General features: G+C 59.5%; 20 protein-coding genes. 18 read left to right on the forward strand and 2 right to left on the reverse strand.

The window, feature by feature from the left end; translation table 11 throughout:
* Window position 1: 1 nt before the first annotated feature.
* A complete protein-coding gene (locus tag B3H65_RS03645) occupies window positions 2-1,441 on the reverse strand; it encodes an NAD(P)/FAD-dependent oxidoreductase (protein WP_286684171.1) in 1,440 nt (479 codons plus the stop codon).
* 318 nt (window positions 1,442-1,759) lie between these two features.
* Between B3H65_RS03645 and B3H65_RS03650 the strand changes: the two genes are divergently transcribed.
* The 4 genes from B3H65_RS03650 to B3H65_RS03665 all read left to right on the forward strand — a co-directional run bounded on the left by B3H65_RS03650 (window position 1,760) and on the right by B3H65_RS03665 (window position 5,911).
* Complete coding sequence (locus B3H65_RS03650) at window positions 1,760-2,191, forward strand: double zinc ribbon domain-containing protein (RefSeq protein WP_009140572.1); 432 nt, start codon at window positions 1,760-1,762, stop codon at window positions 2,189-2,191.
* 161 nt (window positions 2,192-2,352) lie between these two features.
* Window positions 2,353-4,113: a threonine--tRNA ligase gene (thrS, locus tag B3H65_RS03655; protein ID WP_281694336.1), complete on the forward strand. Its 1,761-nt coding sequence runs from the start codon at window positions 2,353-2,355 to the stop codon at window positions 4,111-4,113.
* 134 nt (window positions 4,114-4,247) lie between these two features.
* Window positions 4,248-5,261, forward strand: a complete 1,014-nt coding sequence (locus B3H65_RS03660) for a PLP-dependent transferase (protein ID WP_286684172.1) — start codon at window positions 4,248-4,250, stop codon at window positions 5,259-5,261.
* A 77-nt stretch (window positions 5,262-5,338) separates the two neighbouring features.
* Window positions 5,339-5,911 (forward strand): manganese efflux pump MntP family protein, encoded by a 573-nt coding sequence (locus B3H65_RS03665; RefSeq protein ID WP_286684173.1) that lies wholly within the window; start codon window positions 5,339-5,341, stop codon window positions 5,909-5,911.
* Window positions 5,912-5,924: 13 nt separating this feature from the next.
* Here B3H65_RS03665 and B3H65_RS03670 read toward each other — a convergent pair whose 3' ends face one another.
* Entirely contained in the window at window positions 5,925-6,257 is a 333-nt protein-coding gene (locus tag B3H65_RS03670) for a winged helix-turn-helix domain-containing protein (protein WP_117679338.1), read from the reverse strand.
* Between the two features lie 133 nt (window positions 6,258-6,390).
* Between B3H65_RS03670 and B3H65_RS03675 the strand changes: the two genes are divergently transcribed.
* From B3H65_RS03675 to rpoD, 14 genes are all read left to right on the forward strand, one after another.
* The gene (locus B3H65_RS03675) at window positions 6,391-7,902 is read left to right on the forward strand and encodes an IMP dehydrogenase (RefSeq protein WP_286684174.1); all 1,512 of its coding nucleotides are present in this window, start codon (window positions 6,391-6,393) and stop codon (window positions 7,900-7,902) included.
* 141 nt (window positions 7,903-8,043) lie between these two features.
* The gene (locus B3H65_RS03680; protein ID WP_009140566.1) at window positions 8,044-8,805 is read left to right on the forward strand and encodes a MurR/RpiR family transcriptional regulator; all 762 of its coding nucleotides are present in this window, start codon (window positions 8,044-8,046) and stop codon (window positions 8,803-8,805) included.
* 178 nt (window positions 8,806-8,983) lie between these two features.
* Entirely contained in the window at window positions 8,984-10,189 is a 1,206-nt protein-coding gene (locus tag B3H65_RS03685; RefSeq protein WP_286684175.1) for an enolase C-terminal domain-like protein, read from the forward strand.
* 47 nt (window positions 10,190-10,236) lie between these two features.
* The gene (locus B3H65_RS03690; protein WP_286684176.1) at window positions 10,237-11,631 is read left to right on the forward strand and encodes a PTS transporter subunit EIIC; all 1,395 of its coding nucleotides are present in this window, start codon (window positions 10,237-10,239) and stop codon (window positions 11,629-11,631) included.
* Between the two features lie 313 nt (window positions 11,632-11,944).
* Window positions 11,945-14,515 carry a leucine--tRNA ligase gene (gene leuS, locus B3H65_RS03695; protein WP_286684177.1) on the forward strand — a complete coding sequence of 857 codons (2,571 nt, stop codon included), beginning with the start codon at window positions 11,945-11,947 and terminating at the stop codon, window positions 14,513-14,515.
* A gap of 212 nt (window positions 14,516-14,727) precedes the next feature.
* The gene (gene rimP / locus B3H65_RS03700; protein WP_009140562.1) at window positions 14,728-15,222 is read left to right on the forward strand and encodes a ribosome maturation factor RimP; all 495 of its coding nucleotides are present in this window, start codon (window positions 14,728-14,730) and stop codon (window positions 15,220-15,222) included.
* Window positions 15,223-16,494: a transcription termination factor NusA gene (gene nusA, locus B3H65_RS03705; RefSeq protein ID WP_117679342.1), complete on the forward strand. Its 1,272-nt coding sequence runs from the start codon at window positions 15,223-15,225 to the stop codon at window positions 16,492-16,494. It abuts the gene before it with no gap.
* Window positions 16,495-16,561: 67 nt separating this feature from the next.
* Entirely contained in the window at window positions 16,562-19,255 is a 2,694-nt protein-coding gene (infB, locus tag B3H65_RS03710) for a translation initiation factor IF-2 (RefSeq protein ID WP_286684178.1), read from the forward strand.
* A gap of 15 nt (window positions 19,256-19,270) precedes the next feature.
* Window positions 19,271-19,729, forward strand: coding sequence for a 30S ribosome-binding factor RbfA (gene rbfA, locus B3H65_RS03715; RefSeq protein ID WP_009140559.1), 459 nt, complete (start codon window positions 19,271-19,273; stop codon window positions 19,727-19,729).
* Entirely contained in the window at window positions 19,722-20,747 is a 1,026-nt protein-coding gene (locus B3H65_RS03720; protein WP_286684179.1) for a DHH family phosphoesterase, read from the forward strand. Before rbfA ends, B3H65_RS03720 begins: the two co-directional genes overlap by 8 nt.
* Before the next feature lie 14 nt (window positions 20,748-20,761).
* Complete coding sequence (gene truB, locus B3H65_RS03725) at window positions 20,762-21,697, forward strand: tRNA pseudouridine(55) synthase TruB (protein WP_286684180.1); 936 nt, start codon at window positions 20,762-20,764, stop codon at window positions 21,695-21,697.
* The gene (gene ribF, locus B3H65_RS03730) at window positions 21,694-22,710 is read left to right on the forward strand and encodes a riboflavin biosynthesis protein RibF (protein WP_286684181.1); all 1,017 of its coding nucleotides are present in this window, start codon (window positions 21,694-21,696) and stop codon (window positions 22,708-22,710) included. Before truB ends, ribF begins: the two co-directional genes overlap by 4 nt.
* Entirely contained in the window at window positions 22,703-24,781 is a 2,079-nt protein-coding gene (gene dnaG / locus B3H65_RS03735; protein WP_286684182.1) for a DNA primase, read from the forward strand. The genes ribF and dnaG overlap by 8 nt, the downstream gene beginning before the upstream one ends.
* Before the next feature lie 88 nt (window positions 24,782-24,869).
* The gene (gene rpoD / locus B3H65_RS03740; protein ID WP_286684183.1) at window positions 24,870-26,201 is read left to right on the forward strand and encodes an RNA polymerase sigma factor RpoD; all 1,332 of its coding nucleotides are present in this window, start codon (window positions 24,870-24,872) and stop codon (window positions 26,199-26,201) included.
* Window positions 26,202-26,616 lie beyond the last annotated feature (415 nt).

Here is a 26,616-nt window from a genome sequence, read left to right on the forward strand (position 1 = left end):
GTTAGTGCACCTCCTTTACAGGGCCGTAGACGATGTTCGAACCCTTGTCCTCAAGAAGGACGTCGGCGGGATCGCAGTCGAGTTCGCGGGCGAGGATGCGCACCACACGGCTCTGGCAAAAACCGCTTTGGCACCTTCCCATCCCGGCGCGGCAACGGCGCTTGACGCCTTCGACCGAGACGGCTCCCGGCTCGCGGCGGATCGCGGCGACAATCTCAGCCTCCGGCACGGTTTCGCAGCGGCACACCACGCGCCCCCAGGCAGGGTCGGACTCGATGAGTTCTCGCTTGCGATCGGGCGAGGCGAGGTCGAAATCCTCCGGCACGGTGCGCGCGGGGTTATAGCCGGGTTTTTCGATAAGCGTTATGCCCGCTTGGCGAATGAGGCCCTCGATTCGTTCTGCCACGGCGGGCGCGCTGGCGACGCCGGGGGACTGGATGCCGGCGGCCTGGAACAGGCGCGGCTGCGCGGCGGAGCGCTCGATAAGGAAGTCGTTAAGTCCGCGGATGACTGCTCGCCCGCCCGCGAACGCGCGGACTAAGCGGCGCGTATCCAGGTCAGGGACCAGTTTACGGGCTCCGGAAAGCAGCTCCTCCACGTCCGCGGCGTAGGTATCGTTGTCGCCCGCCTCGCGAATTGCGGCCGTTGCGGTGATGACGGTGTTGCCATGGACCGTTCCGGTCACGATGACGCCTTTGGAAACCGACGTCGGGATAGGGTAGAGCGGCATGAGGGGACGAGCCTCATGGTCCAAAACAGCGATGTTGCCCTGGCGCCATACCAGCTCAAAGTGTTCGCCGCCCGCCATGCGCGAGATGTCGGCGCAGCCGTTGCCTGCGGCGTTAACCAAGTAGGAGGCGCTAAGGTCGCCGGCGGACGTATGGAGCACAAAGCCGTCGGCATGCTCGTCGATCGCGTCGACCGCGGCGCTGCGCCAGAATTCGACGCCGTTCGCAGCGGCGTTCTCGGCGGCGGCGATAGCGACTTCAAAGGGGTCGACGTAGCCAGTCGAGGGGCACCAAAGCGCGCAGGTGGCTTCCTTGCTCGCGCGGGGCTCGTGCTCCCAGATCTCATCGTCCTCTATAATGCGCATGTCCTCGACGCCGTTGGCGCGTCCGTTTTCCAGCAGCTTTTCCAGGTGTTCGCGGTCGGCGGGGGAGAAACCCAGCACCATGGAGCCGGTGCGCTTAAAACCAAATCCAAGCTCTTTGGCCCAACGGCCGTAGAGGGCGCAGCCGCGTGCGTTAACGCTCGCCTTGACGGTGCCTGCCGCCGGATCGTATCCGGCGTGGACAAGACCGCCGTTTGCCTTTGTCGAGCCCAGCGCGATGTCGTTGCCCGCCTCCACGCAGGCGATCGCAAGGTCATATCGTGAAAGCTGGCGCGCGATGGCGCACCCCGTGATGCCTGCTCCCACGATGACGATATCGTAGTGTCTCACCCTGATATCACGTCCTTTTTGGTGTCAGGTGTTCATGTTTCATGGCTTATGGTATCCCTGCGGCAGGATTGGCACGCATGATATAGACGAAGCGTCAATAAGCGTCCGCGAACGGCCTTATGCTCCGTTAGCGGGCGGCGCCATCCGTCCCGACGCGTTTCTATACATACGGGGCTTCTTGCTGCTGGGCGATGCCGCCACCGGGCCGCGTTGAATCAAAATGCATGAATAATGGACGAAGCCGCCGTATGCGGTATACAATGCCAAAGACCATGTCGCCGCAAGTCGGCGTACCAGATAGGAAGGTAGCGCATCGCTATGTCGAAGTATATCCAGGAGCTCATGTCGCCGCAGTTGATGATGGCGGTCTATCTGTTCATCGGCTTCATTGTCGCACTGTACGTGCTCTCCGTCGTCTATGTGTTCATCGACGCGAAGCGCCGCGGCGTCAAGGCGTTTTGGGCGTGGGGCCTGGTCGCGCTCATCCCGCTGGTCGGTCTCATCGCATACATTGTCCTGCGTCCCAATTCCTATGCGTCCGATCGCGAGGAGCAGGAGCTCGACGTCGCTATCCGCGAGCACCAGCTAGCCCAGTACGGCGCATGTCCCAAGTGCGGCACCACCATCGAGAAGGACTTTATTGTCTGCCCGGTATGCAACACGCAGGTTCGCAACGTCTGCCCCTCATGCCACAAGCCGCTCGACGCTCATTGGAAAGTGTGCCCGTACTGCCGAACTCACATCCAATAGGCGCGCACGCTCCGGTTTTCGCGGCGTGATATGCGCGTCCAAGCACCCGTCTTCCAAATATGTGGATGGCGGGTGTTTTGCGGTATCGATACATTGTGCGTGGGCGCATGGCGATACATCTTTATTCTGGTACTAAGCTCATCTACAAGAGGGAGATTTACATGAAGGCACTGTATAACGACGGCTCCGTCGCAGAGGTCGCGGACGAGGATGTCGTCCACGTAATCCGCCACTCCGCCGCTCACATCATGGCGCAGGCCATCAAGCGCCTGTACCCCGAGGCTGACTTTGCATACGGCCCCGCAACCGATAACGGCTTCTATTACGACGTCGACCTCGGTGACAAGAAGATCAGCGAGGACGATTTGCCCGCGATCGAGGCCGAGATGAAGAAGATCGTCAAGGAGAACCTCAAGTTCAGCACCTTCGAGCTTCCCCGCGAGGAGGCCGTCGCCCTCATGGAGGAGCGTGGCGAGAAGTACAAGGTCGAGCATATCGGCGACCTGTCCGAGGACGCCCGCATCACTTTCTACCAGCAGGGCGACTACATCGACATGTGCGTCGGCCCGCACCTCACTTATACCAAGGCGCTCAAGGCCTTTACGCTCACCGGCGTTTCCGGCGCCTACTGGAAGGGCGATAAGAACAATAAGATGCTCACCCGCATCAACGGCACCGCGTTTGCCACCAAGGACGAGCTTGAGGAGCACCTGCGCCTGCTCGAGGAGGCCAAGAAGCGCGACCACCGCAAGATCGGCCGCGATATGGACCTGTTCATGATGCGCGACGAGGCCCCCGGTTTCCCGTTCTTCCTGCCCAACGGCATGATTCTTAAGAACACGCTGCTTGACTACTGGCGCGAGATCCACACCGCCGCCGGTTACGTCGAGATTTCCACGCCCCAGATCATGAACAAGCAGCTGTGGAAGACCTCCGGTCACTGGGACCACTACAAGGACAACATGTACTCCACCGTCATCGATGACGAAGAGTACTGCATCAAGCCCATGAACTGCCCGGGCGGCGTCCTTGTCTACAGCTCCAAGCCGCATAGCTACCGCGAGCTTCCCATCCGCGCCGGCGAGATCGGATTGGTGCATCGTCATGAGCTCAAGGGCGCCCTGCACGGCCTGTTCCGCGTCCGCTGCTTCAACCAGGACGATGCCCACCTGTTCGTTACCCCCGAGCAGCTGACCGACGAGATCGTGGGCGTTGTGAACCTCATTACCTCCGTCTATGACAAGTTCGGCTTCACCTATCACCTGGAGCTCTCTACTCGTCCCGATGACTCGATGGGTTCGGACGAGGATTGGGAGGCGGCGGAGGCCGGCCTCAAGACCGCGCTCGAGCAGCTTGGCATGGACTATGTCATCAACGAGGGCGACGGCGCCTTCTACGGTCCCAAGATCGACTTCCACCTGGAGGACTCGCTGGGTCGCACCTGGCAGTGCGGCACCGTTCAGCTGGACTTCCAGATGCCCCAAAACTTCGATCTCACCTACATTGACGCCGATGGCGAGAAGAAGCGCCCCATCATGCTCCATCGCGTCTGCTTCGGCTCCATCGAGCGCTTCATCGGCATCCTGATCGAGCACTTCGAGGGCAAGTTCCCCACTTGGCTCGCTCCGCTGCAGGTCAAGGTCCTGCCCGTCTCCGAGAAGAGCCGCGACTACGCCCACACCGTCTGCGATCAGCTCGTTGCCGCCGGCGTCCGCGCCAAAGTGGACGATCGCGACGAGAAGATTGGCTACAAGATCCGCGACGCCCGCAGCACGGACCGCGTTCCCTACATGCTCATCATCGGTGAGAAGGAGGTCGAGAGCGGCAACATCTCCGTCCGCGACCGCAGCAACGAGACCGTCCAGCGCGAGCTTTCCGACTTCATCGCCGATATCAAGGCAGAGATCGCCGAGCGTCGCTAACGGCTTTGCTTAGATGGGCTCATCGGCCAAAGCATTACAGAGCCCTTACAGCGCCTCGCAGCCCTTTTGGTTGCGGGGCTTTCCTTTTGATGGAATAATAAATTCTTCTTATTTGCAAAAAGGAGGGGATTGCAATGGGCGACCTCGTGTCTATCGAGGAGCGCTATGCGTACGCATGCTCGGCCCGCGCTTCTTGGTTTATGCGGGCAGCTCATGCGCCCGCGGCCCTTGCGCTAACGGGCCTTGCGGAGCGTTCGTGTTTGGTGGCGTGCGCAAATGATTTCGCCGGTGCTTTTTTGCAGGGTTTCGATTCAACCTGCATTCGCTTTATCGACCGTCCGTGCGTGGACGAGTTTGTACGAGCGGGAAGGGATGCGGGATCCAAAGACGCTTCGCTTGTCTGGTTTGTGAATTCTATCGGCTGCCTGGGGCTCAGGGTTCCAGATCTTCGCGCGCTTGCGGTCGCCGCTCGAGAAGAGGGAGCTCTGCTGGTTGTCGATAACACCGTTGCCTCTCTTTTTGGGTGCCGTGCCCTTTCCCTTGGAGCGCACGTGGTGCTCGAGGCCCTCGATCGCATTGCCGCCGGATCTCTTGGCTGCAAGGTGGTTGCCGTGAGCGTTGCGCGCGATCAATTCAAGCGGGGCGGGCATCGCGCGGACGATCCCGCGGCAAGAACGGCGTTAAATCATCTGGAGTCGCGGCTGTCCCAAAGCGAGGCGCGTACGTCCCTTCTTTGGGATGCGTCATCGCTTGACTGCATCGCCCAAGGACTCGATACCGTCGAGGTTCGCATGCAGCGCCATATGGATAACGCGAGGGCGATCGCCGAATACCTTTCCGCCCATCCAGCTATACCGCGTGTCGACTATCCCGGTCTGTCCGCCCATGTAGATCGCAATGTCGTTTCGAGCGTGCTTATGCACGGCGCGGGTCCGACGATTGATTTCGCACTGCCGCGGGGCGAGCGGGCGGGTGAGTTTATCCGCGCGCTTGGAGCCGAGTACCGTACGGCTCCCGCAGGAGGTCCCCGCACCAGGGTCTCAGCGCTCGAGGGCGACGGGGGTTGCACCGTCAGGCTTTTTGCGGGGACCGACAACCCTCTTGGCGTTGTGGATGATATCGACAGGGCGCTGCGCGGCATCGTCTAGGCGTCGGGCCTGGTCGCATTCATCTTGTGAATTGGTTCTGCATCGTCGGTGTTGCAGATTTAGTATGGGGAGGAAACTTGAACGCAGCGGTTATAGGTTCTTTGGTCGAGAGCATTGTTTTGGGCATCGCGCTAGCTATGGATGCCATGGCGGTCACCTTGTCCAATACCCTGTGCGAGCCGGATATGCCTATCTCAAAGAAGATCGCCATGCCCATCGCCTTTGCCGTCTTCCAGGCCGCTATGCCGGTTGCGGGGTATTTTGGCGGAACCTTGATAGCGCCTGTCATCGAGGCCTATGCGGGCATTGTTTCGCTGGTTATTCTCGCGTTCGTCGGCGGTAAGATGATTTTCGAGGCCGTACGGGAGTTGCGCGAGCCCGAGGCGTGCTCGGCCACCAAGCTTTCGTTCGCCACTATCTTCTTCGAGTCGATCGCAACGTCTATCGATGCGTTTGTGGTCGGGGTTTCTCTTGCCGCATCGGGCGCCAATATCGTGATGTACGGTCTGTCGATCGGTCTCACCACGCTTGCGTGCTGCTTTGCCGTCCTGATAATCGGGCGTCGTTTGGGCGAGCGCTTCGGCTCTCATGCTCAGATTACCGGCGGCATCGTCTTGATCTTCATCGGCCTTAAGGCGTTTTTCGGTTAGCCTGTGTTCGCGCCTATCCAAATAGCTCGGGGGTGCGTCGCCGTAGCAGCTCGTCTATCTCATCCTGAAGGATGCGATAGGCCTCTACCGCGCGAGCGCCCTCGGGCGTAAGGCTAGACCCTCTGGCCCCGTCGCGCAGCAAGAGCTGATAGCCAAGCTGGCCTTCTGCTTCCTTTACCAGGCGCCACGCTTTTGAATAAGCCATGCCAAGCTCTTTGGCGGCCTTGTTAAGCGATTTGGTGCGAGACACGCCGTCGAGAAGCATGACGCAGCCGTGGCTAAAGGTGCCCGGCAGCTCGGGGTTCTCCGAGTTGACCACAAGGCGCGCGGAAGCCTTCAATTTCATATGCGACCTGCCTTCATACAATCGCGATGCATTGGAATATCGTGTAATAGTTTGGACACTCTGCATTGTAGCAGCACCGACTGCGCTACAATGGGCTGCAACCTATACGACATGCGGCATGCGAAGGAGTACCATGGCCACGTTTTTCCCAGGTGAGTCCCATACCTTTTCCGAGTACCTACTCGTCCCCGGTTATTCATCCTCTGAATGCGTGCCAACAAACGTCTCGCTCAAGACGCCGCTGACTCGCTTCAAGCGCGGCGAGGAGCCTGCAATCACCCTGAACATCCCCATGGTCTCCGCCATCATGCAGTCCGTGTCCGGCGTCGACATGGGCGTCGCCCTGGCAACCGAGGGCGGCCTTTCCTTTATCTACGGCTCCCAGACTCCCGAGTCCGAGGCAGCCATGGTCAAGGCTGTCAAGGACCACAAGGCAGGCTTTGTTGAGTCCGATTCCACGCTGACCCCGGACATGACCATGGCCCAGGTCATCGAGCTCAAGGACAAGACCGGGCACTCCACCATGCCCGTGACCGATGACGGTACGCCCCGCGGCAAGCTGCTGGGCATCGTCACCAGCCGCGACTACCGCCCCAGCCGCGACGACCACTCCAAGAAGGTTGCCGAGTTCATGACGCCGCGCGCCGAGCTCATCGTGGGCGATAAGGACATCACCCTGAAGGATGCAAACGACCTTATCTGGGATAAGAAGCTCAACGCTCTTCCCGTTGTGGACGAGAACGACCACCTGGTGGGCATCGTCTTCCGTAAGGACTACGATAGCCATAAGACCAACCCCAACGAGCTGCTCGATGCCAACAAGCGCTACATGGTTGGCGCCGGTATCAACACCCGCGATTACGCCGAGCGCGTGCCCCTGTTGGTCGAGGCCGGTGCAGACGTTTTGTGCATCGACTCCTCCGAGGGCTTCTCCGAGTGGCAGAAGCGCACCATCGAGTGGATCCGCGCCAACTACGGCGAGACCGTCAAGGTCGGTGCGGGCAACGTGGTCGATGCCGAGGGCTTCCGATTCCTGGCAGATTGCGGTGCCGACTTCATCAAGGTGGGTATCGGCGGCGGTTCCATCTGCATCACTCGCGAGACCAAGGGCATCGGCCGCGGCCAGGCCACCGCGCTGATCGACGTCTGCCGCGCTCGCGATGAGTACTACGAGGAGACCGGCATCTACGTGCCCGTGTGCTCCGACGGCGGCATCGTCTACGACTACCACATGACGCTCGCCCTTGCCATGGGTGCCGACTTTATGATGCTGGGTCGCTACTTCGCCCGCTTCGACGAGAGCCCGACCGAGCGCGTCAACGTCAATGGCCAGTACATGAAGGAGTACTGGGGCGAGGGTTCTGCGCGTGCTCGTAATTGGCAGCGCTACGATTTGGGCGGCGCCGCGAAGCTCAGCTTCGTCGAGGGCGTCGACTCCTACGTGCCGTACGCCGGCTCCCTCAAGGACGGCGTGGGCGGCACGCTCTACAAGGTCAAGTCCACGATGTGCAACTGCGGTGCCCTCTCGATCCCCGAGCTCCAGGAAAAGGCACGCCTGACCCTGGTAAGCTCCACCTCCATCGTCGAAGGCGGCGCCCACGACGTTGTCGTGAAGGATTCGCAGCAGTCCGTTACCTATCGCTAGCGTTTAGGTATTAGCGGGTTTTTATGTTGAAGGCGTCGTCCGCTTCATTTGCGGGCGACGCTTTTTGTTTTCGATAGGTCCACAATCGAGTATCGTTGTCTCAAACGTCCTGTGGCGCTTTTCATAAGGGAGATATTAGAAATGAAGATTGACGAACTGGTCCGAGACCATTACGTCGATTTGGGTGAGATCGATCGTGATATTTGGCATTATATTTCGATACATCGCTTTGAAGCGGCGAACTCAACGCTCGTTGATCTTGCTGCTAAGTGCAATGCATCGAAGTCTGCTGTGCTTCGCTTTACTCAGCGCTTGGGATTTCGAGGGTTTTCCGAGTTCAAGTATGCCCTTAAGGCAGAGGTGGAAGCTGATGCGCGCGGTATGGTTGATGCCGCAGTTCTCGATAGGTATACCTCCATCGTTTCGAAATGTCTTAAGGATTTTCTGACCCGCGATTTCACGTCTGTTTTTAGGCTCATCGAACAAAGCTCAAAGGTGTTCCTTTATGGTACGGGAACACTTCAGCGCGCAGTTGCGCAGGAGATGCGTCGCGTGTTTCTGGCCGGCGATGAGTACTTTTATGTCGTGGAAGGCGTTGACGAGACTGCCGCCCTTACGGGTGCGTTAACTCAAGATGACTTGTTGTTTGTATTCTCTTTGAAAGGCCAGTCTGATAACGCGACGACATTAGCGCGAAATCTCAAAGCCAGAAATGTTCCTTTTATTGCGGTAACGAGCTATCTGGATAACGATATCGCTCATCTTGCTGATGCGAGCATTTTGGTCGGTACCGAGAGTTTGCCGATCGGCGGAGGGCGCACCTACGATGTTCTTGATGCGTACTTCCTCCTCGTCAGCATCCTGTTCTTAAGGTATTCCGAATATAAACGGGCACATCGTTAAGTTTTTGCAGGTAAACGACCTGTGGAAAATTCCCAGCCTTTGGGAATTCGTCCCAACCGCGGACGAAGTACCTATATCTGCTTTCTCGAATCACTTGGGGGCATTGGCCTCCTACACTGGGCCTTGTTAGGCGAGACCGCGAACAGAAGCGTGTCTCGGTGAATCGGGAAGGAATCACATGGACTCCTTGAAGATCACGGACGTGCGCCCAATTTGCACTGCTCCCGAGGGTATTAACCTCGTTGTGGTGAAAGTGGAGACGAACGACCCGTCTATCTACGGTGTTGGCTGCGCCACATTTACGCAGCGTTATGAGGCGGTGGCGCACGCAGTCGATCGTTACCTAAAACCTTTCTTGGCTGGTAAGGATCCTGCTCGGATTCAGGATATCTGGCAGACCGCGCACGTTTCTGGTTATTGGCGCAATGGGCCAATCTGGAACAACGCCCTCTCTGGCGTAGATATGGCACTTTGGGATATTAAGGGCAAGATGGCCGGTATGCCGCTTTACGACCTGTTTGGCGGTAAATGCCGAGAGGCCGTTCCGGCTTACATTCATGCCGATGCGCAGACGGTTGAGGGTGCTATTGATTTGGTTCAGCAGCGTGTTGATGCTGGATGGAATCGAATTCGCGTGCAGATTGGCGGCTACGGCGGAAACGTTCCCGTCGAGTACAAGCCTAAGGGTGCGTTGCCTGGAGCCTACTATGACCCCAAGGTCTATATGCGCACAGCCATTAAGGGCTTTGCTGCGCTGCGTCGAGAATTTGGCGACGACATCGAGCTGTGCCACGATGTACACGAGCGTTTGACGCCCTCCGAAGCGATTCGCTTTGCGCAGCAGATGGATCAATTCGACCTGTTGTTCCTTGAGGACGTGCTGCCTCCCGAGCAGATCGCGTGGTTCGATCAGGTGCGTGCTCATACGACGTGCCCGCTTGCCATGGGCGAACTCATCAATAATCCTCACGAGTGGATGCAGCTTGTTCAGAATCGAAGCGTTGACTATCTGCGTCTCCACATTAGCCAGGCGGGCGGCATCACGCCCGTTCGCAAGATTATTGCTTTTGCGGATGTTAACGGTGTCCGTACGGCTTGGCATGGGCCCGGCGATATGTCCGGTATTGGGCATGCGGTCAACACGCACCTCTCCATTTCGTCTCCGAACTTTGGCATTCAAGAGTGGAGCTGCAGCATTAAGGAGAATACGTATCGCGTGTTCCCCGGCATGCCGGTTGTTGAGAACGGCTATGTGTATCTAAACGATCAGCCTGGCATTGGCGTTGATATCGATGAGGATCTCGCAGCGGAGTTCCCTCCTGCCGATAAGGATCTGAGCTGGCTTCTCTGCAGGCTTCCGGATGGCTCGGCTGCTCGTCCGTAACGTGACTCATAACTATGTATTTTGAACTTCTCGAAAGGGGATTAATCATGAAAACTGACGATAAGGCCATTGCCGATGGCATTATTGCCGCGATTGGCGGAATGGACAATATTAGGGCGGTCGGCCACTGCTCGACCAGGTTGCGTTTGACGCTGCACGACAAGGCCAAGGCCGACGAAAAGGCCATCGAGGACATCGAGGGCGTCAAAGGCCAGTTCTTCGCTGGCGAGCAGTATCAGGTAATCTTGGGTACCGGCCTCGTCAATCGCGTGTATGACATTGTTGCTGGAGAGAATCAGGGTGGCGTTAACACCGATATTAAGGCTGATCTGTACGCTGGCATGTCGCTCCCTAAGAAACTATCCCGTATTCTGGGCGATATTTTTATTCCCGTCATTCCCGTTCTGGTTGCAACGGGTCTCTTTAGCGGTTTTATTAACTGCATTAACTCGTTTGGTGTCCAGATGGACCCCAACGTTCTGACAATCGCAACTATCTTGATGAAAACCGCCTTTACGTTCCTGCCCGTGCTCATTGCATGGTCGGGTATGAAGCAGTTTGGCGGCAGCCCCGTTATCGGTATCGTCCTTGGTCTCATGCTGGTAAACCCGCTTCTTCCTAACCCTAACGACGTGGTCAAGGGTACGGTTGAGGCAATCACCTTCCACCCGTTTGGTCTGGAGTGGAATGTGGTTGGCTATCAGGGTTCTGTTCTTCCTGCTCTTGTCGTCGCCCTTATCGCTGCGAAGACCGAGAAAGCTCTAAAGTCTGTTGTCCCTGATGTGATGGATCTGATCGTTACTCCATTCACCACTATTCTTGTCGCCGGCCTGCTTGGCATGCTCGTCATCGGTCCCGTGTGCCAGACTGTCGAGCACGCTGTCCTGGCGGCTGCTAAGTTTGTTATTGCTTTGCCGTTTGGCCTCGGTGGACTGATCCTTGGCGGCACGCAGCAGGCGATCGTGGTTACCGGTATGCACCACATCTTCCTTGCGCTCGAAACCGACTACCTTGCCACCACTGGTTTTAATCCCTTTAACGCCATGATTTCCGGCGGCATTATGGCCCAAGCTACCGCTGCTCTGGTTACCGGTCTTAAGGTGAAGAATCCTAAAAAGCGTGGTTTTTATATGGCTGCATCGCTGCCTGCCTTCCTGGGCATTACTGAGCCGGCAATCTTCGGTGTGAACCTTAAGTTTGGCAGGCCGTTCCTGTTCGCACTTTGCGGTGGTGCCTGTGCTGGTTGGTGTGGTGCAATGCTTCATGCGGCCAGCACCGGTATGGGTGTCGCTGCCATTCCGGGTATCGTTACCTACCTGTACAGCCAGCAGGCCATCATCAACTACTTCATTATCCACGGCGTTGGAATAGTCGTGTCGGGCCTACTCACTTGGTTCTTCTTTGACCCCAATAAGGCCGAACAGGGTGAACTTGAAGGCTAGGGTCAACTTAGTTGATTTTGCTGGTCCAGTTACTCATTTGGTGGGCCTTTGATGACTCACAACCAATGAAGTGTGTTATCCCTGTACATACTCTTTTTAGATAAAGCGAGATGCCAACAAGTCGCAGGCATCTCGCTTGTTGTATTTGCTATCATCAGTCAAGTTAACCTTAGGGTCGGTCGGCTTTGCTTTGTTCGCTACAAGTTCCGCACGAGCCGAAGACCACTTAATGTGGCCTTCGTGCGAGCAGGACTGTCCGCAGTAGCGAACAAAGCCAAGCCGACCGACCCCAGCTAAGATTAAAGGAGCTGATATGTGCGATTGCACAGACCATAAGGATGAGATCCCTGCCTACGACGCGCAGGCCATTGAGTCCCGGTGGATGAAAGCTTGGGAGGATTCCAGCCTCTTTGCCGTCGACACCGACGCGAGCAAGCCCAAGAAGTACGTTTTGGAGATGTTCCCGTATCCTTCGGGCGACCTGCACATGGGACATGCGCGCAACTACACCATCGGCGATGCCATGGCGCGCCAGGCCCGCATGCGCGGTTTCGATGTGCTGCATCCCATCGGCTTCGACGCCTTTGGCCTTCCTGCGGAAAACGCCGCCATCAAGCACAACACCCAGGCCGCTGCCTGGACGTACAAGAATATGGAACAGGCGCTTGCGACCATGAAGCGCATGGGCTTCTCCTACGATATGGACCGCCTGGTCAAGACCTGCAGCCCGGATTACTACCGCTGGGGCCAGTGGATCTTCGAGAAGCTGTGGGAGCGAGGCCTTGTCTACCGCAAGAAGAACCCCGTCAACTGGTGCCCCAAGTGCGAGACTGTCCTTGCGAACGAGCAGGTGACCGAGGGCCGCTGCTGGCGCTGCGACTCCGAGGTGGAGAAGCGCGACCTGGAGCAGTGGTACATCAAGATCACCGCCTATGCACAGGAGCTGCTCGATGACCTGGAGAAGCTCCCTGGCTGGCCCGAGCGCGTGAAGCAGATGCAGGCGAACTGGATCGGTCGCTCCGAGGGTGCCGAGGTCGACTTCACCCTTTGCGATAAGAACGGCGAACCCATCCCCGGCGACGAGGGCAAGATCACCGTCTTCACCACCCGTGCGGACACCCTGTTCGGCAACACCTTCTTCCTGCTCGCCCCCGAATACAAGGGCCTGATGGAGCTCGTCGAGGGAACCGAGTACGAGGCAGCCGTCCGCGAGGTGGTCGAGGGCGCCAAGCATATCTCTGCCGTCGAGCGCGCCCAGGGCACCCTTGAGAAGCACGGCGCCTTCACTGGCCGTTATGTTGTCAACCCGGTCTCCGGCGCCAAGGTGCCGGTATGGGTCGCCGACTACATCATCTCCGATTACGGAACCGGCGCCGTTATGGCCGTGCCTTGCGGCGACCAGCGCGACTTCGAGTTTGCCAAGAAGTACAATCTCCCCGTTGTCCCCATCATCCTTTCTGATGACGACCCGTTGTTCGATCAGCTCAAGGACGAGCAGGGCACGGTCGTCACGTCCGTCGATTGGGAGGAGGCGCTCACCTGCGAGGGCACGCTGGTCCAGTCCGGAAAGTACACCGGTATGATCGGCGGCAAGCACTCCGAGGGCGAGGCGGCCATCGTCGCCGACCTGGAGGCGGCCGGCACCGGCAGGCGTTCCGTTCAGTTCCGCCTGCGCGACTGGCTTATCTCCCGCCAGCGCTACTGGGGAAACCCCATCCCGGCAATCCACTGCGAGCACTGCGGCATCGTTCCGGTTCCCGAGGACCAGCTGCCGGTGACGCTTCCCGAGAACCTTGACCTGGGCGCTGGCGAGACGCTCGCGGAGTGCCGTGAGTTCTATGAGACCACCTGCCCGGTCTGCGGTGCGCCCGCCCGTCGCGAGACGGATACCATGGACACCTTCACGTGCTCTAGCTGGTACTACCTGCGCTATACCGATCCGCACAACACGGAGCTGCCCTTCTCCAAGGACGCCGCGAACCATTGGATGCCGGTTGATAACTACATCGGTGGCATCGAGCACGCGATTCTGCACCTGCTCTACAGCCGCTTCTTCACCAAGGCGCTGCGCGATATCGGGCTGCTCGATGTGGACGAGCCCTTCACCAACCTTCTGTGCCAGGGCATGGTGAAGGACGAGAACGGCGACACCATGTCCAAGTCCAAGGGCAACGTGGTTCCGCCTTCCAGCGTTATCGAACCCTTTGGCGCCGATACCATGCGCCTTGCCATCCTATTCATCGCCCCGCCCGAGAAGGACTTTGACTGGGATCCCAACGCGGTGGAGGGTGCCAACCGCTTCATCAAGCGCGCGTGGCGCATCGTCTGGCAGCTCTGCGAGACCGCCGGCGACCCGTCCGCCCTTGATAAGGCGAGCCTGGACGCTCCCGCGCTGGATTTGTACCGCGAGCGCCACCGCACGCTTGCCAAGTGCACGGACGACTTTGACCGCGGCCAGTTCAACACCGCGATCTCCGCGATGATGGAGCTGGTCAACGCTGCGAGCGCCTATATCAACGGCGTGGACGCCGCTTCGCGCGACGCCGCGCTCACCGCGCTGGTGGCCCAGGACATCGTGTCCGCGCTTGCCCCCATCTGCCCGTTTGTCTGCGAGGAGCTGTGGCACGCCGCGCTTGGCCGCGAGGGTAGCGTCTACACCGCGCCCTGGCCCGTTTACGACGTTGCGGAGGCCGCCGCGGACGAGGTGGAGATCGCCGTCCAGGTGCTGGGCAAGATGCGCGCCCGCGTCATGGTTCCGGTGGATGCCGACGCCGCTACGATGCAGGCAGCCGCCGAGGCCGCGGTTACCAAGTGGACCGAGGGCAAGACGGTGGTCAAGGCCATCTGCGTCCCCGGCAAGCTGGTGAACCTGGTGGTCAAGTAACGGCTCGAACAGGGCCCCGGCAGGGGAGAGGCGCTTCATCTCGTGGAAACATTGTGGTGACGCGCGCTCCATTCGTCCGTTAATCTCGACCAGTTCGCCGATTTTTTGCAAGTTCAGCCTATTCGTGGTAAGCTTGGCAAGTAATTGAAGCTGTTTCGTAAGAGGGAGTGGGGTTTCGACCCCGCTTCCTTTCTTGTATGAGGAGGTGTTGCATGGTCAAGAGCAAGTTGGAGCAAGAGATCATCGACGCATTGGAGGCGGTCGCCCAGGATCACGGTATCGATGTAGTCGATGTCGAGATCGTGGGCGCGACCAAGGCGCCGTGCGTGCGCGTTCGCCTCGATCGCCTTGACGGCGAATCCATCTCGCTCGAAGACGTGACCGCGCAGAGCGCATGGGTTTCCGATTGCGTTGAGCAGCTCGATCCTATCGCCGGACCCTATACGCTCGAGGTTTCGAGCCCTGGCATGGCGCGCCCCCTGCGTCGTCCTTCCGATTTCGCCCGCTTTGTGGGCGAGCCGGTTGAGCTCACCACCACGGCCATGCAGGGTCGTCGCAGCTATAAGGGCACTATCGCCCAGGCGACCGATACGCAGGTGACCCTGGAGCTTGAGGGCGAGGACCCTGCGACCATCTCTTACGACGAAGTGAAGAAGTGCGTCTTGAAGCCGGTGTTCGACTTCAAGCCCAAGAAGGAGGAGAAGTAAATGGCATCCGATATGATGGACGCGCTGATGGCGCTGTGCCAGGAGAAGCACATCGACCAGCTCTACCTGATCGACCGCCTCGAGCAGTCGCTTGCCAAGAGCTACGCCGAGATCTTGCATCTTGATTGGGGCGCCAAGGTCACCATTGACCGCTCCAATGGCAAGATCTACGTCTACAAGCTCATCCCCATCGATGACTCTATGGACGAAGAGGGCAACTACACCGAGTGGGAAGAGATCGACGTCACCCCTCGCGATACTTCTCGCATCGCCGCCCAGCACGCCAAGGCGGAGATCAACGCGATCGTCCGCAACTCCGCCCGCGAGCAGATCTACGAGGAGTTCTCCGGTCGTATCGGCGATATCATAAACGGCACCGTGCTTCAGTCCACCCCGGACTTCACCATCGTGAAGATCCGCGAGGGCGTCGAGGCCGAGCTCCCGCATTTTGACCAGCGCCGCTACGAGAACGAGCGCAACGAGCGTCCCCAGGGCGAGCGCTATCTTCACAACCAGCGCCTCAAGGCCGTCATCATCGACGTCCGCGACCCCAATTCCACGCTGCAGCCCGTTCGCGGCGAGCACTCTCGTCCGCCCATCGTGGTCTCCCGTACGCACCCCGCGCTGATCAAGCGCCTTTTCGAGCTCGAGGTGCCTGAGATCTATGAGGGCACCGTCGAGGTCAAGTCCATCGCCCGCGAGCCCGGTATGCGCTCCAAGGTCGCCGTCCGCTCCCTGGACGACCGCCTCGATCCGGTCGGTGCTTGCGTTGGCCCCAAGGGCAGCCGTGTCCGCACCGTGGTTTCCGAACTCCGCGGCGAGCGCGTCGACGTCATCTTGTGGGATGCCGATCCGGCCGTCTACGTTGCCAATGCTCTGTCTCCCGCTAAGGTCACCCGCGTGCTGATCGATGAGGAGAAGAACTACGCGGGCGTCATCGTCCCGGACGACCAGCTCTCCCTCGCCATTGGCAAGGAGGGCCAGAACGCCCGTCTCGCCGCTCGCCTCACGGGTTGGCACATCGACATCAAGAACGAGACCCTTGCTGCGGACATCCTCAAGAACGTTCCGGTTCCCGCCGCCCCCGCCGAGGACCTTATCTACGAGGACGATGAGGACCTTGAGCCCGAGCGCTGCGCTTATGTGGACGAGGACGGCGTGCGCTGCCGCAACCAGTCCCGCCCCGGCTCGCGCTTCTGCGGCGTTCACGACGAACTTGTAATGGGTGAGCCCGGCGCCGATATCATCGACGACGCCGACGACCTGATCTAACGCTGTCAAGCATGGCCCGTTTCGTATGTATGAGCACGCATGTGCTTGAGAGGTAGGTGAAAGGCGTATGGCGAAGGTTCGCGTATCAAGCCTTGCTAAAGAATTTGGAATGACTTCCAAGGAGCTGCTCGACCAGCTCGCAGAAATGAAGATCCCGGCGAAGTCCGCTTCGTCTGCACTCGAAGACGCATACGTCTCCATGGTGAAGAAGAAGCTCGCCCCGGTGATCGAGGCCCGTTCTGCTGAGATCGAGGCGAAGAAGATTGCCGAGCAGCAGGCTGCTGCAGCCGAGGAGGCCGCTGCTAAGGCGGAGGCCGAGAAGGAGCGCATCGCCGCCGAGGCCCGTCGCGAGGAGGAGCGTCGACTCTCCCTCGCAGCCCAGGCCGCCGAGGAGGCCGCCCGCGCCGCAGCCGAGGAGGCTGCCCGCGAGGCTGCCCGCAAGGAGAAGGAGCGCATCGCCGCCGAGGAGCTCGAGGCCAAGCGTCGTGCTGTTCCGGCATCGGATTCCGGCTCCCGCTTCCGCTCCCTGCTTGATCAGATCGCGGCTCAGGAAGCCGTCCTGAAGGAGAAGAAGGAAGAGGACGCGAAGAAGCAGGCTGCTTCCGCTTCCGAGCGACCCGCGCGCAAGGGCCGTGGCCAGCGCGGCCAGCGCGGCGAGCGTTCCGATCGCGGTTCCGCGACGAACGAGGCGCCTGCTCATCGTCGCCGCAGCAACGCCGCCCCCGCTGTTCCCGGCAACGTCGACTTCCCGTCCCCGGATAAGGGTGGCAAGGGTAAGAAGCGCAAGGGTTCCGCTCACGTTGAGGAAGACCGTTACGCCCGCATGGCTCGCGAGGCGGAAGAGTACAGCCGCGAGAAGGTCCTCGAGGAGGCTCGAGCCGCCGTCGAGGAGGCGTCCCGCGAGTCTACCGGTCGCCGCAAGAAGCGCAAGGAGAAGCGCGAGCGCGAGGCGGAGCAGCTGAAGCAGGAGAAGAAGCTCGAGGAGGCTATCGCCCAGGGCATCAACCCCGAGGATCTCGACGCCGTCAAGGTTTCCGAGGGCGTCACCGTGGCAGAGCTCGCCGAGGCCCTCGATGTTTCCGCTAACGACATCATCAAGCGCCTGTTCCTGCTGGGCACCCCGCTTACCATGACGCAGTCCATGAGCAATGAACTGGTTGAGCTCGTCGCCGACGACATGGGCCGCAAGGTTCGCATCGTCACCGCCGAGGAGGAGAACTCCTTCAGCTTCTACGACGATCCCAAGGACCTCAAGCCCCGTCCGCCCGTGGTCACCGTCATGGGCCACGTCGACCACGGCAAGACCAGCTTGCTCGACGCCATCCGTCACACCAACGTTTGGAGCGGCGAGGCCGGCGGCATCACCCAGCACATCGGTGCTTCCGAGGTCATGATCAACGGCCGCAAGATCACGTTCGTCGACACCCCGGGCCATGAGGCGTTTACCGCCATGCGCGCCCGCGGCGCGAAGATTACCGACGTCGTTGTCCTGGTGGTCGCTGCCGACGACGGCGTCATGCCCCAGACCATCGAGGCTATTAACCACTCCAAGGCCGCCGGCGTGCCCATCATCGTCGCTGTTAACAAGTGCGATAAGGAAGAGGCCAACCCCGATAAGGTCCGCCAGATGCTGACCGAGTACGGCATCATCCCTGAGGAGTGGGGCGGACAGAACATGTTCGTCAACGTCTCCGCTAAGAAGAACATCGGTATCGATGAGCTGCTCGAGACCATCCTTCTCCAGGCTGACGTTCTCGAGCTCAAGGCCAACCCCGATACCTTTGCTTCCGGCAACATCATCGAGGCAAAGCTCGATCGCGGCCGCGGTCCGGTCGCCACGCTGCTCGTCACGCGCGGCACGCTGCATGTTGGCGATACCATCGTCGCGGGTCAGAGCTACGGCTCCGTTCGCGCCATGCTCGACCAGCACGGTGAGCACAAGGACGAGGCGCGTCCTTCCGACGCCGTCGAGATCCTCGGTCTCAACTCGGTTCCGGCAGCCGGCGACGAGTTCCGCGTCTTCGAGGACGCCCGCGATGCTCGCGACCTTGCTGAGCAGCGCGCTCTCAAGGCCCGTATCGAGGAGCAGAACAAGGTCAAGCACGTCACCCTCGAGACGCTGTTCGAGGAGATGAGCCAAAACGAGCTCAAGGAGCTCAACCTGGTCGTCAAGGCGGACACCCAGGGCACCATCGAGGCGCTTGCCGACTCCATCGGCAAGATGGACCAGTCCGAGGTCCGTATCAACATCATCCACTCCGCCGTCGGCGCCATCTCCGAGACCGACGTCTCGCTTGCCGCCGCGTCGAACGCCATCATCATCGGCTTCGGCGTCCGTCCGCAGGGTAAGGCTCGCGACGCCGCGGAGAAGGAGAGCGTGCAGATCAAGACTTACTCGATCATCTACAAGGCGATCGAGGACATCGATGCCGCCCGCATCGGTATGCTTGCTCCCACCGAGGAGGAGGTCCAGACCGGTTGCGCCGAGGTCCGCGATACGTTCCGCGTTCCCAAGGCAGGACTCATCGCTGGCTGCATGGTTACCGAGGGCGAGATCAGCCGCGACGACAAGGTCCGCGTCGTTCGCGACGGCGTCGTCATCTTCGACGGCGAGTTCGGCTCCATGCGCCGCTTTAAGGACGATGTCAAGACCGTTAAGAACGGTTATGAGTGCGGTCTTGGTATCGAGAAGTTCCAGGACATCAAGGTCGGCGACATCTTCGAGGCTTACAAGATCGTCGAGGTCGCTCGTACCGAGTAAATAAGGAGGGCAAGCGTGAAGCAGAACAACGCCACTCGCAGGCTTGGCGAGCAGCTTCGTGAGAAGCTGGGCTACATCCTGCTGTTCGAGGTTTCCGATCCTAGGCTCGACCTGGTAACGCTCACCGGCGTGGAAGTCTCCATCGATCGCTCTTTTGCCCGCGTGTTCGTTAGCTGCGATGGGGACCGCTATGAAGAGGTCCTCGAGGCCCTTGGCTCAGCCAAGGGCCGCATCCGCAGCCTTCTCGCCCGGTCTCTGGATTGGCGCGTGACTCCCGAGCTCGATTTTCGTATCGACCGCTCCACCGATGAGGCGGAGCGCATCGCGAGGGCTCTTGAGAACGCGCCGGAGACTATCGACGTCGAGAAGGACGAGGAAGGATACCCGCTCGCTCCCGAGCTTCGCGCCAAGCTTGGCTTGGACCAACTCGATGCGGGTATCGAAGACGACGATGACCAGGAGTCGCATGAGTAGCACTTCTTGTTGTCTCGCGCGGAACACTACCCCCGACATGTGGGGGAGCGTTATAGATTGCATCGAGGGCGCCCAGACCATCGCTATTTCGGGACACACCAATCCCGATGGCGATGCGCTGGGCTCCGCCCTTGGTCTCGGTCTCTCCCTTCGCGAGAACTTTCCTTCTAAAAAGATCGTTTTCTTGCTTGCGGATAGAGCGCCTGTTCCGCGCGTCTACCGGTTTATGGCCGGTTCGGACATGATGGTTCCTGCCGCCGAGTATCACGAGACTCCTGACCTGTTCATTTCCGTGGACTGCCCTACGCTTGGGCGGCTGGCGGACTCCGCCGTTGTCGCAAAGCGTTCCCGCGGCCGCGTGGTCATCGATCACCATCCTTCACGCGAGGAGTTTGGTGATGCAGCCGTTCGCGTGGTCAGCGCCGCTGCGACGGCCGTTCTTGTTGAAGAGCTCCTCGAAGCCGCCGGCTATCCCAGGTCTCCTCAAATCGCTACCTGCCTGCTTACCGGTCTTGTTACCGATACGGGAAGGTTCCAGTACCAAAACGCCGACCCGTCGGCGTTTGCATGCGCTTCGCGTCTTGTCGACGCCGGCGCGGAGCCCGCGCGCATCGCGCTCGAGGTCTATCAAAGCCAGCGCATCGAATATTTACGGCTTGAATCGATCGTGATGGGCCGTATCAAGGCAATCGCCGGTGGACGAGTGGCCTATAGCTACGCCTATGCCGATGATCTGGCTTCATGTGGTGTCTCGTCCGACGAATGCGATGGCTTGGTCGACGTCGTCCGCTCCGTCCAGGGCTCTGAGGTCTGCCTGTTTTTGAAGGAGAACGAGTCGGGCGTTATCCGCGGCAACCTTCGCTCTAAGGGTTCGTTGGATATCTCCCATATCGCGTCGGCCCATAATGGCGGCGGACACGCTGCCGCAGCGGGATTTACGTTTTACGGAACGGTGGAGGAGGCGCTTGATACCCTCCTGCCCGAACTCGATGAATTGGTAACCAACGCCCGTCGATAGGTGATGCACAACTTATGGCAAAGCGCAAACCCGCAGACTTGAACCTGCTCCTCGCAGTCGACAAGCCGCTCGGCTGCACCTCTCACGACGTCGTCGCAAAGGTGCGCCGAGCGGTGCACGAGCGTCGGGTGGGTCATGCAGGAACCCTTGACCCACTGGCTACGGGGGTCATGATTATCGGCGTTGGCCAGGCGACGCGTTTGCTCGGCATGCTCACGCTTGATTCAAAAAGCTATATCGCCGACATCAATTTTGGATACGAGACCAATACGGATGATTCGGAAGGAGAGCCGACCCGCACGGTGGAACCCGATCAATCCCTGTTCGACGAAGAGGGCGCCCGTCGCGTGTTGTCGGGATTCCTCGGCGCATCCGAACAGGTTCCGCCCGCGTTCTCGGCTATCTCCGTTGACGGCGTGCGCTCCTACAAGCGCGCGCGTTCGGGGGACGAGGTGGTTCTGCCCGCTCGACCCATCGAAGTCTCCGCAGCCGACCTCATCTCGATATCTTTGGATCCTGAGTCTGGAAATCCGGTTTGGACCGTCGCGTTCAGCGTGAGCAAGGGTACATATATCCGAGCGCTCGCCCGCGACATTGGCCGCGCGGCTGGATCCGCTGCCCACGTGTCGGCGCTAAGGAGGACCGCTTCCGGCGGCGTCGGCATCGGCCAGTGCCTGGCGGTTGATGGTTTGGATGCAAAGTTGGCTCGCGAGCGCGCGCTCGATCCCGTGGCAGCTCTGAATCTACATGCCTCTTCGATCTGCGATGAGCAACTTGAGGACGTGCTGCTGGGTAGATCCATTTCTGCTCCCAACGGATTGCCTGTCGATCACGGCAGCCAGGTGGCGCTTGTGCACGCAGGGCAGCTGAGGGCCGTCGCTCGGGTCGACGGCGACCGCTTCAAGATGGAGCATGTTTTTCCGCAAGGTATTGAAGGGGTGCGTGGATGACGTATTCGATCGCCGAACTAAGACGCGACTTTTTGGTCGGTGCGCGCGCTGCCGGCGTGCGACGCATCGGCGAGGGCTTCTTTGATGGATTCGATGGGCCTGCGCCCGCATCGATCGCAATCGGCGTATTCGATGGTCTACATGTTGGCCACAGCGAGCTGCTCGCCCGCACGGTGGAGGACGCTCGCCGTCGCGGCACCATTTCCGTCGCGGTCACGTTCGATCCCGATCCCGATCAGGTGGTGTCTCGCAACCCATCGCTTAAACTCATGTCAGTCGAGGACCGTCTTTGCGCGCTTTCCCTAAGCGGCGTCGACGCCGTGCTCGTCGTCCCCTTCGATAGGTCCGTCGCGGCGCTTGACCACGTGGGTTTTTTCGAGGGCGTTCTTGCGCCTTACCTCGATATCCGCTCTATTCACGTTGGTTCGGATTTCAGGCTTGGCGCACGCGGGGCGTCCAACGTCGACGTTATCGCGCGCTGGGGATCGCAGCGTTCCATAGAGGTATTTGGGCACGACCTTGTTTCTGACCAAGGGGTCGCCGTAACCGCGACGCGCATTCGCTCTTTGCTGTCCAAGGGCGAAATCGACGACGTGAGCCGAGAGCTGGGGCGCACCTACGTTGTTCGCGGTGCCGTTGGTTCCGGCCGCGGGCAGGGGACCGGCATGGGCTTTCCCACCGCCAATGTCATAGTGGATCCCATGATTCAGCTGCCGCTTGATGGGGTCTACGCGGGTTACGCCTATCTGGATGGGTTCGTGTGGCCCGCTGCGGTGAACGTTGGGATTCCGCCTATGTTCGCCCAATCCAAGCGGTCCGCTCGTCTTGAGGCAAACCTTTTGGGTTTCTCCGGCGACCTGTACGGCAAAGACCTTAAGGTCTCGTTTACAAAAAGACTCAGGCCTTCATGCCATTTTGAATCAATCGCTCAGCTCATAGAGGTTGTCAACGGCGATATCGAAACGGTCTCGCGCCTTCATGGCGACTCGGCGATAAGGATTGCCCATGATTAGCGATGAAGATAAAGATAAGGTTAGGGCGGCAACGGATCTAGTGGAGCTCGTCCAAGAAACGGTCGAGCTCAAGCCGCGCGGCAGCGAGTTTTGGGGCTGTTGCCCTTTTCATGGCGAGAAGACCCCGTCGTTTCACATCATTCCATCCACGCAGGTATGGCATTGCTTTGGTTGCGGGGAGGGCGGCGACGTCTTTACCTATACCATGAAGCGCGAAAACCTAAGCTTTCCCGATTCGATTCGCTACCTCGCGGAGCGTGCTGGCATAGAAATCTCGGATGAGGGGCCGGCTCGCAAGGGCACCAAGCGCTCCCGCCTCATCGACGTGTGCGAAGAGACGTCGCAGTTCTTCCACACCATGTTGATGAGGGGCAAAGATGGGCGTGGAAGGGAGTACTGCTCGCACCGCGGGCTGACTGCGGACGTGTGCCGTCGTTATCGTCTTGGCTATTCTGTTGGGCGCAACACGCTGGTCGCCCATCTTTCCCAAAAGGGATTTACTCCTCGAGAGATGATCGATGCCAACGTTGCGTTTACAGGTCGCGGCGGCGGGCTGGTCGATCGATTCTATGAGCGCGTCATGTTTCCTATTTTTGACGAGCAGGGGAAATGCATTGCCTTTGGTGGCCGCATCACGGGCGATGGCGAGCCGAAATACCTCAACACGTCCGAGACCCCGCTGTTCCATAAAAAGCGCAACCTTTATGGATTTAACTGGGCTAAGGAGCATATCGTCGCCCAGGGTGAGGCCGTGGTGGTTGAAGGCTATACGGACTGTATCGCATGTTGGGAGGCTGGGCTTGGCAACGTGGTGGCAACGCTGGGAACGGCGCTGACGGAGCATCACGTTAAAACGTTGACGCGCTTTGCAAAAAAGATCATTTACCTGTTTGACGGCGATGCCGCGGGCCAGAAGGCCGCTGAGCGCGCGATTCAGTTTATCGAGAAGGATTCGGTCGATCTGCGCTGCGTCATTTTGCCCGACAACCTGGATCCAAACGATTTTGTGCACCAGTTTGGCGGCCAAGCGCTTCGCGACATGCTCGATGCGTCCGAACCGCTCATGGACTTTGTGTACCGCAAGCTAGAGGAGCGCAGCGACACATCCACCCCGGGCGGACGCGCCAGGGCATTGGAGGACGCGTGCAGGCTCATCTATCCCTTGCGGTCGAGTTACGTGATCGATACGTATTTCATGCAGATCGCAGACAGGATCGGTGTCGATGTGGACATGGTGCGCGATGTGGCGCCGCGCGTCTTTAGGGATGTGCAGAAAGAGGAGGAGGCATCCGCCCGCCGCGCGGAGCGTTATGAGCGGCAGCGCCGCGATCGGGAATCCTCGTCCTATCGCTCCGATGCATCCCGATCGCGAAGCGGCTCTTTGGCCGCCCCCGCGGCCTCGCAGGGCGCATGGAGCATGACCGGCTCCTCAGCGCCGACAGACGTTGTATCGGCTCCGATCGACGGGGGAGAGCCTTACGACTATGTGCCCTTGGATGCCTATGAGGACGCGCCGTATGCGGACGAGGCGCCGTATCCGGATGCCGGGGAAGCTTATGCACCTGCGCCCGCCCATCAATTTGCGGTCGCATTAACGGATTTGGAGCGACGCTCCCTGGCATGCGAGAGGGAGCTCTTGACGCTTCTGACCGCCTATCCAGATGATTTTCGTCCCAATGCAGAGCGGATTACGGAGATCGAGTGGGTGGAGCCAAGGAACGAGACTATCGCGTGGGCCGTGCTCGCCACGCCTGAGGGTACGTCGCCCCAAGACGTCATGGCCGCCGCGCGGGCCGTCTGCCCGGATGCGGCGCAGCTGGTAAGCGCGGGCACCATCGATGCGACGAGCAAGCATCCCACGCAGACCAACATCGCCTTCTTGCTTGACAGCCTTGAGCTGTTCACGTTGCGCCGCCGTATGAAAGCGAGTCAGTCGAGGCTTCGCAGCGACAAGAACCTGACGGCGGAAGAGAGGCGTGCGATGACTATCCAGGCGACGCAGGACGCTGCCCGCGCAAGGGAGCTCGCCAAGGCTGTCGAGGGCGTTGCCGACCCATTTAGGAATCTGTAGAAATATCCAACGGATTGACAAAGAGTCTGGCTGGGTATAGTCGAGTGTGTTAAAGTAATGTGTCCTATGTGCTATGAAGGGAGATTCTGTGCCTAAAAAGACGGAGAGCACCGGTAGCGAGCTCGATTCCTATGTAGGAAACCTGCTTGTCAAGGCAGCCACAAAGGGTTCGGTTACCGAGGACGACATCCAGATCGAACTGAAGGACGTCGACGTTTCCGATGCACAGCTGAACTCCATCTATCGAAGCTTGCGCGACCGCGGTGTTGAGATCGTCACGGCAAACGATGACGAAGACGCCGCTCTCGATCCGGATGATGTCAGCGATCTGGACGATGTGAGCCTGGATGACGATGAGAGCGATGAGGATCACGACGTCAAGGTCGCCAAGATGGCGGACGCCGAGATGGCGTCGGAGAAGCCCAAGAAGAAGTCCCGTGTTCGCACCACTCGTTCGCGCAATCGCGCCCGCGGCATCGATGCGTCCACGGTAATGCTCACCGGCGACCCGGTTCGCATGTATCTCAAGGAGATCGGTAAGGTCGATCTGCTGACCGCTGCCGATGAGGTTGACCTCGCTATGAAAATCGAGGCTGGCCTTGAGGCTTCCAATAAGCTTGAGGCTGCGGATGCGGGCGAGATCGAGCTCACTCGTGCCGAGATGCGACGTCTTACCCGCGTCGAGCAGGTTGGCCTTGAGGCCAAGCAGGCTCTTATCTCTGCAAACCTGCGTCTGGTCGTTTCCATCGCAAAGCGCTACGTTGGTCGCGGCATGCTGTTCTTGGACCTTATCCAGGAGGGCAACCTTGGCCTTATTCGCGCGGTCGAGAAGTTTGACTACGAGAAGGGCTTTAAGTTCTCCACCTATGCTACGTGGTGGATTCGCCAGGCCATTACGCGCGCCATCGCCGACCAGGCCCGTACCATCCGTATTCCCGTGCACATGGTCGAGACGATTAACAAGCTCGTTCGCGTGCAGCGCCAGCTGCTCCAGGATCTGGGTCGCGACCCAACCCCGGAGGAGATCGGTGCCGAGATGGATATGAGCGCAGATCGCGTTCGCGAGATTCAGAAGATCTCACAGGAGCCCGTCTCCCTGGAGACGCCTATTGGTGAGGAAGAGGATTCTCAGCTGGGTGACTTCATCGAGGACTCCCAGGCCGTCGTTCCCCCTGAGGCAGCGAGCTTCTCGATGCTTCAGGAGCAGCTCACCCAGGTTCTCGACTCTCTTGCCGATCGCGAGCGCAAGGTTATCGAGCTTCGCTTTGGCCTCGTCGATGGCCATCCCCGCACTCTCGAGGAGGTTGGCCGCGAATTTGGCGTGACGCGCGAGCGCATCCGTCAGATCGAGTCTAAGACTCTTGCCAAACTGCGCCATCCCAGCCGTTCGAGCAAGCTCAAGGACTATATCGAGAGCTAAATCATATTGATGCCCTTCGGGACCCCGGGTTTTCCGGGGTTCTTTTTGTATCGAGGCGCTTATCTGAAGGCGCTCTTCTGCAGGAGGTTTGCCGTGCGACTTCAAGAGGGTGTCGTAGATTACTTTACGAACTGCGGGTGTCAAATAATCGCTTAGTGCGGAACCGGGCTGGGACAAATAACGGCTTTTTTGACACACCGGATTTCTCGTACTAAGGCATTATTTTGCACAGCCCTATAGAGGAGATGGTTGAGGGCGCGTTGGGGGCGTTTTGCTTTTTAGCTAAGTGGAGGGTTTAAACTGCCTGGTCGTGATCCCGTAAAAACGGTTGAGCAGTTGGCTGTCTAGATAAATAATAAAAAACCCCGCTCCTAAGGAACGGGGTGAAAGGTCTGGCTCCTCGAGTAGGACTCGA

This window comes from Collinsella sp. UBA1693 (assembly GCF_002320115.1).
Lineage (GTDB): Bacteria > Actinomycetota > Coriobacteriia > Coriobacteriales > Coriobacteriaceae > Collinsella > Collinsella tanakaei.